Raw genomic sequence first — 8,084 nt, forward strand, 5'->3', positions numbered from 1 at the left:
AGTTCCTTTCAAACGCATTCCGCGACGACTACACGTCGAGGAAGCGGACATCCTTGGCGTTGCGGGTGATGAACGAGCGGCGGGCCTCGACGTCCTCGCCCATCAGCACGCTGAACAGTTCGTCCGCCTGGGCGGCGTCGTCGAGCGTCACCTGAAGGAGCAGGCGGTGCGCCGGGTCCATGGTGGTCTCCCACAGCTCGTCGGCGTTCATCTCGCCGAGACCCTTGTACCGCTGGATGCCGTCGTCCTTGTTGATCTTCTTGCCCGACTCGAGGCCGGCCTTCATCAGGCCGTCGCGCTCGCGGTCGGAGTAGGCGAACTCCGGCTCGGTGCGCTGCCACTTGATCTTGTACAGGGGCGGCTGCGCGAGGTACACGTAGCCGTGCTCGACCAGCCCGCGCATGAACCGGAACAGCAGCGTCAGCAGCAGGGTCCGGATGTGCTGGCCGTCGACGTCCGCGTCGGCCATCAGCACGATCTTGTGGTACCGCAGCTTCTGCTCGTCGAAGTCCTCGTGGATGCCGGTGCCCAGCGCCGTGATCAGGCTCTGGACCTCCGTGTTCTTGAGGACCCGGTCGATGCGGGCCTTCTCCACGTTGATGATCTTGCCGCGGATGGGGAGGATCGCCTGGAAGCGCGAGTCACGCCCCTCCTTGGCCGAGCCACCCGCGGAGTCGCCCTCCACGATGTAGAGCTCGCACTCCTCCGGGTTGGTCGACCGGCAGTCCTTCAGCTTGCCGGGCAGGCCTCCGATGTCGAGCGCGCCCTTGCGGCGGACCAGCTCCCTGGCCTTGCGGGCCGCCATCCGGGCCTGGGCCGAGGAGACCGCCTTCGTCACGATGGTCCGTGCGTCGGACGGGTTGCGCTCGAACCAGTCGGCCAGCATCTCGTTGGCGTTCGTCTGCACGAAAGTCTTGGCCTCGGTGTTGCCGAGCTTCTGCTTGGTCTGCCCCTCGAACTGCGGCTCGGCCAGCTTGATGGAGATGATCGCGGCCAGGCCCTCGCGGATGTCGTCGCCCGTGAGGTTCTGGTCCTTCTCCTTCAGCAGCTTCTTGTCGCGCGCGTACACGTTGACCACGCGGGTGAGCGCGGCGCGGAAGCCCTCCTCGTGGGTACCGCCCTCGGCCGTGTTGATCGTGTTGGCGAACGTGTACACCGACTCGCTGTAGCCGGTGTTCCACTGCATCGCCACCTCGACCTCGACGCCCTCGCCCTTCGCCTCGAAGGAGATGACGCTCTGGTGGATCGCCTCGCGCGTGTGGTTGATGTGCTTGACGAAGTCCTCGAGCCCGCCCGGGTAGTGGTAGGTGCGCTCCTTGACCCGCGCGGCGTGCCCCTCGGCGTCCTCGTGGGTCTCCTCCTCGGCCACCCGCTCGTCCCGCAGGATCATGGTGAGGCCCTTGTTGAGGAAGGCCATCTCCTGGAGCCGGCGCGCGATGGTCTCGGCGTTGTACGTCGTCGTCTCGAAGATGCCGGCGTCCGCCCAGAAGGTGACCGATGTGCCCGTGACGTCGGTGTCGCCGTGGTCGGTCAGCGGCCCCGGCTCCGAGCGGTCGTAGTGCTGGCGCCAGATCTTGCCCTTGTAGTGCACCTCGATGTCGAGCTTGGTGGACAGCGCGTTGACCACGGAGACGCCGACGCCGTGCAGGCCGCCGGACACCGCGTAGGTGTCGCTGTCGAACTTGCCACCGGCGTGCAGCTCGGTCAGGACGATCTCGATCGTCGGCCTGTTGTACTCGGGGTGTATCTCGACCGGGATGCCTCGCCCGTCGTCGACGACGCGCACACCGCCGTCGGCCAGCAGCGTGACCTCGACCCTCGTCGCGTAGCCCGCCATCGCCTCGTCGACGGAGTTGTCGACGACCTCCTGGATCAGGTGGTGGAGACCGCGCTCACCGGTTGACCCGATGTACATGCCGGGCCGCTTGCGAACAGCTTCGAGGCCTTCCAGCTTCTTGATGGAGGACGCGTTGTATTCATGGTTGTTGTTCGCCACGGGCGGGGGTTCTCCTGTCCGGAAAGGGCCTAGCCGATCGCCTGTCTCAATAGTACTGGTGCGCGCGTGCAGAAGGGGGCGAACACACCCCTAGCTCCGTCGCAGACGCGTTCAACAGCTCCCGACCGACCCCGTACGCGTGCGGCGGTTGTTCTCCGCCGATTTCACACCTTCCGCCCCGATAGCGCCAACCGGGGTCACCCGTAGGTGTCGCGCGGCCCCCGGCCACGTACGTGCCGTGGTCCATACCGCCAGCTCGGGGCGGTGGGACCGAGCACTTTCAGCCTCTTGACCACGTCATTTCCGACGCCGGCGGCGATCTTGACCAGGAGCTGCTTCTGGAGCAGGCGGAGCTGTGTCGCCCATGCGGTCGAGTCGGCCTGCACGGTGAGTTCCGCGTCCTTCAGCTCGACCGGCCGCGCGTGCTCGGCGACGTCCTCGCCGACGATCAGGTGCCAGCGGTCGAAGAGGCGACCCGTGGTGAGCCGTCCGTTCCACCCGCGGTCGAGTGCGACCCGGCCGAGCAGCCGCCCCAGCAGCTGCGGGTCCCGCTCGTCGGCGCCGGCTCCGGACCAGCGCCGCCTGCGCCGGTTGACCGCGCCCGCGCCACGCGCCACGGACCTGTTCCGCTTGGCCGCCGGGCCGCCGGTCTGCTCACGCGCCGCAGCCAGCGCGGCGCGCGCGAGGTCCGACCCGCGCAGCTGTGGATAGTCACCTTCCGTAGCGGATCGAGCATCGGCCCCAACATCAACACCCTTTTGGGTGGTCAGGTCGCCCGATTCCCCCCCGTTGGGGGTTACCGACGGACGCGGCGTGACAGCTTTATCCACACTATCCACAGGTTTGTCCCCAGCTGTGGTACTCGTCACATCGCTGTCGATCACTCACGGTGGACCTCCCCGTCGGCGACAAGGTAGCGAGCGCCGGCCAGCTCCTTCGGCACGTCCTCCGCCACCGCGGCGGTCACCAGCACCTGTTCGGCCGCGACCGACACCTCGGCGAGACGCTCGCGCCTCCTGCGGTCCAGCTCCGCGAAGACGTCGTCGAGCACGAGCACCGGCTCGTTGCCGTCGGCCCGGAGCAGCTCGTAGGAGCCTAGGCGCAGCGCCAGCGCGAACGACCACGACTCGCCGTGCGACGCGTAGCCCTTCGCCGGGAACGCGTCGAGTGTCAGCTCCAGCTCGTCGCGATGCGGGCCGACGAGGCTCACTCCGCGGTCCAGCTCCTGGTCGCGGCCCGCGCTCATGGCCGCGAGCAATGCGTCGGTCAGTACCTCCATGTCGGCGCGCCCGGTCGTGCCGTAGTCGTCGGGGAACGAGTCGGCGATGCCGGAGCGGTACCGGATCGTCGCCGGCCGCGACTCGGGTGCGACCCCGGCGTACGCGGCCGTGACGTGGTCGGCCAGATCGGCGACAAGGTCCAGCCGGGCGGCGAGCAGCTCGGCGCCGTGCCGGGCGAGGTGCCCGTCCCAGACGTCCAGGGTGCCCAGCGCGTCGCCGCCGCTCTTGCCGGCGCGGCGCGCGTGGCCGGACGACTTCAGCAACGCGTTCCGCTGCCGCAGCACCCGGTCGTAGTCCGCGCGAACCCCGGCGTACCGGGGCGTGCGCAACACCAGCAGGTCGTCCAGGAAGCGGCGCCGCTCGCCGGGGTCGCCACGCACCAGGGCGAGGTCCTCGGGTGCGAACAACACTGTCCGCAGAATCCCGAGCACGTCCCTGGTTCTGGGCACCGGCCCCCTGTTCACCCGCGCGCGGTTGGCCTTGCCGGCGGTGATCTCCAGCTCGATCGTCAGCTCACGGCCCTCGTTGACGACAGCGGTCCGCACGATCGCGCGGGCGCAGCCGTGCCGGATGAGGGGCGCGTCGGTCGCCACCCGGTGCGAGCCGAGCGTCGCCGCGTAGCCCAGGGCCTCTACCAGGTTGGTCTTGCCCTGTCCGTTCGAACCGACCAGCACCGCGGGTCCCGGGGCCAGCTCCAGGTCCGCGTGCTCCCAGGAACGGAAGTCGGTGACCTGCAAGTGCCGGACGTACACGATGTTCGCTCCGCTAGCTCCGCCCAGTCGCCTCAGCCTTGTGTGCTGCCCGCGCCGGAGCTCGGCCCGGCCACGTGGACGGCATGCCCACCGAACTGGTTGCGCAGCGACGCGACGGCACGCATGGCCGGTGAGTCGTCCTGCCGCGAGCGGAACCTGGCGAACAGCGCGGCCGAGATGACCGGCGCCGGCACCGCGAGGTTGATCGCCTCCTCGACGGTCCACCGGCCCTCGCCGGAGTCGTCGACGTACCCACGCAGGTCGTCCAGCTCCGGGTCGGAGTCGAGCGCGCGGACCAGGAGGTCGAGCAACCACGAGCGGACGACGGTGCCCCGCTGCCACGCCTTGATCGTCGCCGGCACGTCCTCGATGATCTTCGCGGCCTCGAGCAGCTCGAAGCCCTCGGCGTAGGCCTGCATCAGGCCGTACTCGATGCCATTGTGAATCATCTTCGCGTAGTGGCCCGCGCCGACCGGACCCGCGTGCGCGAAGCCCTCCTCGCGCGGACCCTCCGGACGCAGCGCGTCGAAGATCGGCAGCACCCGCTCGACGTCCTTCTCGTCGCCGCCGACCATCAGGCCGTAGCCGATGTCCTTGCCCCACACGCCGCCGGACACCCCGCAGTCGAGGTACGCGATCCCCTTCCCGGCGAGATGCGCGGAGTTGCGGGTGTCGTCCGAGAAGCGTGAGTTGCCGCCGTCGATGACGAGGTCGCCCTCGGCGAGCAGCTCGCCGAGTTCGTCGATCGTCTGCCGGGTCGGCTCGCCGGCCGGCACCATCACCCACACCACGCGCGGCGCGGGCAGCTTCGACACCATGTCGGCGAGCGAGTCGGCGTCACGCACGTCCGGGTTGTAGTCGAAGCCGACCACCTCGTGGCCGGCGGCGCGCAACCGCTCACGCATGTTGAAGCCCATCCGGCCGAGGCCGACGAGACCGAGCTGCATTGCTTCCTCCTGGAAAGGCGAATCAGCCGGGGAGGCGCACCGGCATCAGAAGATGCAGGTACCCCGGAGTGACGTTCCCATCGTCACCCACCGGCTTGATCAACGCCGGACGGCTCGGTGTGGTGAAGGACAACTCGGCGCGGTCGGCGTGCAGCGCGCCGAGCCCCTCCTGGAGGAAGCTCGGGTTGAACGCGATCGTCACGGGCTCGCCGTTGTACTCGACCGACAGCTCCTCCTCGGCGGAGCCCTCGTCGTCGCCGCCGGCGGACAGCCGCAGGCCGCCGGCGGAGAACTCGAGCCGGACCTGGGTGCCGCGCTCGGCCACCAGCGACACGCGCTTGATCGCCTCGACGAGCCCACCCACCTCCACGATCGCGGCGGCGGTCTGCTCGCTCGGCAGGAGCTGGCGGTACCGGGGGAACTCCGTGTCAAGCAGGCGGCTGGTCGTGCGCCGGCCGGAGCCGGACAGGCCGATCAGCCCGTCGCCGGGGGCGAGCGCCAGCTCGACCGTGTTGCCGGACGTGCCGAGCGACTTCGCCGCGTCGGCGAGCGTGCGGGCCGGGACGAGCACCGCGAGCTCGCCCTGGCTCTTGATGCTCTCCTCGGCCTTCCACTCGAACTCGCGCATCGCCAGGCGGAACCGGTCGGTGGCCACGAGGGTGACCTTGTCGCCCGAGATCTCGACCCGGACGCCGGTCAGCATCGGGAGCGTGTCGTCCTTGCCGGCCGCGACCGCCACCTGGCTGACCGCGAGACCGAACACCTCGCCGGCGAGCTCGCCGGCGAGCGGCGGCATCGCCGGCAGCTGCGGGTAGTCCTCCACCGGCATCGTCGGCAGCGAGAACTTCGCGCTGCCACAGGTGATCGACACCCGCGCACCGTCGACGAGGATCTCGACCGGTTGCGCCGGAAGGGACTTGGTGATGTCGGCGAGGAGCCGGCCGGAAACGAGCGTGCGGCCGCCGTCCGCGATCGTCGCCGCGACCCCGACCGTCGCGGAGACCTCGTAGTCGAAGCCGGAGATGGTCAGACCGTCGGCGCCCTCACCGGCGTCCAGAAGGATCCCGCCGAGAACGGGAACCGGCGGCCGGGTCGGCAGGCTGCGCGCGACCCAGGCGACGGCGTCGGCGAGACCGTCGCGCTCGACGCGGATCTTCATGAGATTCCTTTCCAGCCACGAGGGGTCACGCTCGGCGCGGACGCCGCCTCGAGAAAGAGCATGCGTTGCTCGTCACCGTAGAGCGTGCGTGATCGCCGCTCCAATCGGCCCCATGCCTCGATGCTTCCACTTCGCGACGCATGCGTTCGCGCACCCGCACCCCCTGTTTTTTCTTTGTTGACAACCTTTGAAGATAAAAACAGTCGTAGTAGTAAGTGCTGTGGATTGTGTGGATAACCCTCACATCCGCACGTCGCGACGGTACGAGCCCTGGGGATGGAGCCTGGGGAGAACTCGGGGACAACTCGGGCCCCTCGTGGACAACTCGAGCCTGTGCAAGGTTGCTCCACAGATGCTCCACAGTTGTCCACAGCGCGCTCCCCAGAAGCGTGGGGTCCGCCCCCAGGTTGTGCACAGGGTCGGGAAGGCCCAGGAATCCCCCGTCCAGGTGACGAGCGGGGTCGGTGCGACGCAGGACACAGCGACGGACACGACCGGATTCGGTTGTGTCCGTCACAAGCCCGTGCCGCACAAGGGGATTCAGGTGAGCGAACCATCTGGCTCAGCTAGCCGCGAGCGCGTTGCTTGATCCGCGAGGTGAGTTCCTGGACCTGGTCGTAGACCCGGCGCCGCTCCGCCATCTCCTTGCGGATCTTCTTGTCCGCGTGCATGACGGTCGTGTGGTCGCGGCCACCGAAGGTCTGCCCGATGCGGGGCAGCGACATGTCGGTCAGCTCGCGGCACAGGTACATGGAGATCTGCCGCGCCTGGGCGAGCGCCTTCGTCTTGCCGGGGCCGCACAGGTCGTCCATGGACACAGCGAAGTACTCGGCCGTGACGGCCATGATCGTCGAGACGCTGATCTCCGGGACCTGCGAGTCGGGGATCAGGTCACGCAGCACGATCTCGGCCAGTGGCACGTCGACCGGCTGCTGGTTCAGCGAGGCGAACGCGGTGACGCGGATGAGCGCGCCCTCCAGCTCGCGGATGTTGTGCTCTATGCGGGCCGCGATGAACTCGAGCACCTCGGCCGGCGCCGGCAGCCGGTCCTGCGCCGCCTTCTTGCGGAGGATGGCGATGCGGGTCTCCAGCTCCGGCGGCTGGATGTCGGTGATCAGTCCCCACTCGAACCGCGTGCGCAGCCGGTCCTCCAGCGTCTCCAGCCGCTTCGGCGGCCGGTCGGACGACACGACGATCTGCTTGTTCGCGTTGTGGAGGGTGTTGAAGGTGTGGAAGAACTCCTCCTGGGTGCCTTCCTTGCCCTCAAGGAACTGGATGTCGTCCACGAGCAGCACGTCGATGTCGCGGTAGCGCCGCTGGAACGCGACCTTGCGGTCGTCGCGCAGCGAGTTGATGAAGTCGTTCGTGAACTCCTCGGTCGACACGTACCGCACGCGCATGCCGGGGAACAGCCGCTGTGCGTAGTGGCCGACCGCGTGGAGCAGGTGGGTCTTGCCGAGCCCGGACTCGCCCCAGATGAACAGCGGGTTGTACGCGCGGGCCGGTGCCTCCGCGACGGCGACCGCAGCCGCGTGCGCGAACCGGTTGGACGCGCCGATCACGAACGTGTCGAACGTGTACTTCTCGTTGAGGCGGGTCTTGGAGGTCTGCGGTTGGGCCGGCGCCGTGAACGGCTGCCCGGGCAGCGGCGGTAGCGGGGGCCGCGGCTGCTGTTGGTGCTGGGGGCCCGGCCAGATCTCGTGGACGGTGGCGAGCGCGTCGCCTTCCTCGTCCACCTCGTCGTTGTCCGAGTCCGCCGCGCCGTTGTCGCCCTTGCCCAGCGGCTTCTCAGTGTTATTAATGTCTATTGCGCTCAGCGGGGCCATCACGAGCGTCTGCTCGACGAGTGACCCAACGCCGGGACGGGGTGTGCCCGGCCGCGGTTGGCCCGGTGCCATCGGCACGTTGATCGGCGGCGGGGGCGGCGGCGACTGCACGACGACCGGGGGT

General features: G+C 68.9%; 6 protein-coding genes. All 6 read right to left on the reverse strand.

Translation table 11 applies throughout. From position 1 onward, the window contains the following. Positions 1–28: 28 nt before the first annotated feature. On the reverse strand, positions 29–1,996 hold the full coding sequence (gyrB, locus tag VET29_RS37635; RefSeq protein ID WP_324929934.1) for a DNA topoisomerase (ATP-hydrolyzing) subunit B: 1,968 nt from the start codon (positions 1,994–1,996) through the stop codon (positions 29–31). Between the two features lie 197 nt (positions 1,997–2,193). Next, on the reverse strand, positions 2,194–2,613 hold the full coding sequence (locus VET29_RS37640) for a DciA family protein (protein WP_324929937.1): 420 nt from the start codon (positions 2,611–2,613) through the stop codon (positions 2,194–2,196). Between the two features lie 263 nt (positions 2,614–2,876). Continuing rightward, complete coding sequence (recF, locus tag VET29_RS37645; protein ID WP_324929940.1) at positions 2,877–4,028, reverse strand: DNA replication/repair protein RecF; 1,152 nt, start codon at positions 4,026–4,028, stop codon at positions 2,877–2,879. A gap of 32 nt (positions 4,029–4,060) precedes the next feature. Further along, positions 4,061–4,975, reverse strand: coding sequence for a phosphogluconate dehydrogenase (NAD(+)-dependent, decarboxylating) (gene gnd, locus VET29_RS37650; RefSeq protein ID WP_324929943.1), 915 nt, complete (start codon positions 4,973–4,975; stop codon positions 4,061–4,063). Between the two features lie 22 nt (positions 4,976–4,997). Further along, on the reverse strand, positions 4,998–6,134 hold the full coding sequence (gene dnaN, locus VET29_RS37655; protein WP_324929946.1) for a DNA polymerase III subunit beta: 1,137 nt from the start codon (positions 6,132–6,134) through the stop codon (positions 4,998–5,000). A gap of 566 nt (positions 6,135–6,700) precedes the next feature. Continuing rightward, on the reverse strand, positions 6,701–8,084 hold a 1,384-nt coding region (dnaA, locus tag VET29_RS37660; RefSeq protein ID WP_324929949.1), incomplete at its 5' end, for a chromosomal replication initiator protein DnaA.

This window comes from Actinophytocola sp. (assembly GCF_035634895.1).
Classification (GTDB): domain Bacteria; phylum Actinomycetota; class Actinomycetes; order Mycobacteriales; family Pseudonocardiaceae; genus Actinophytocola.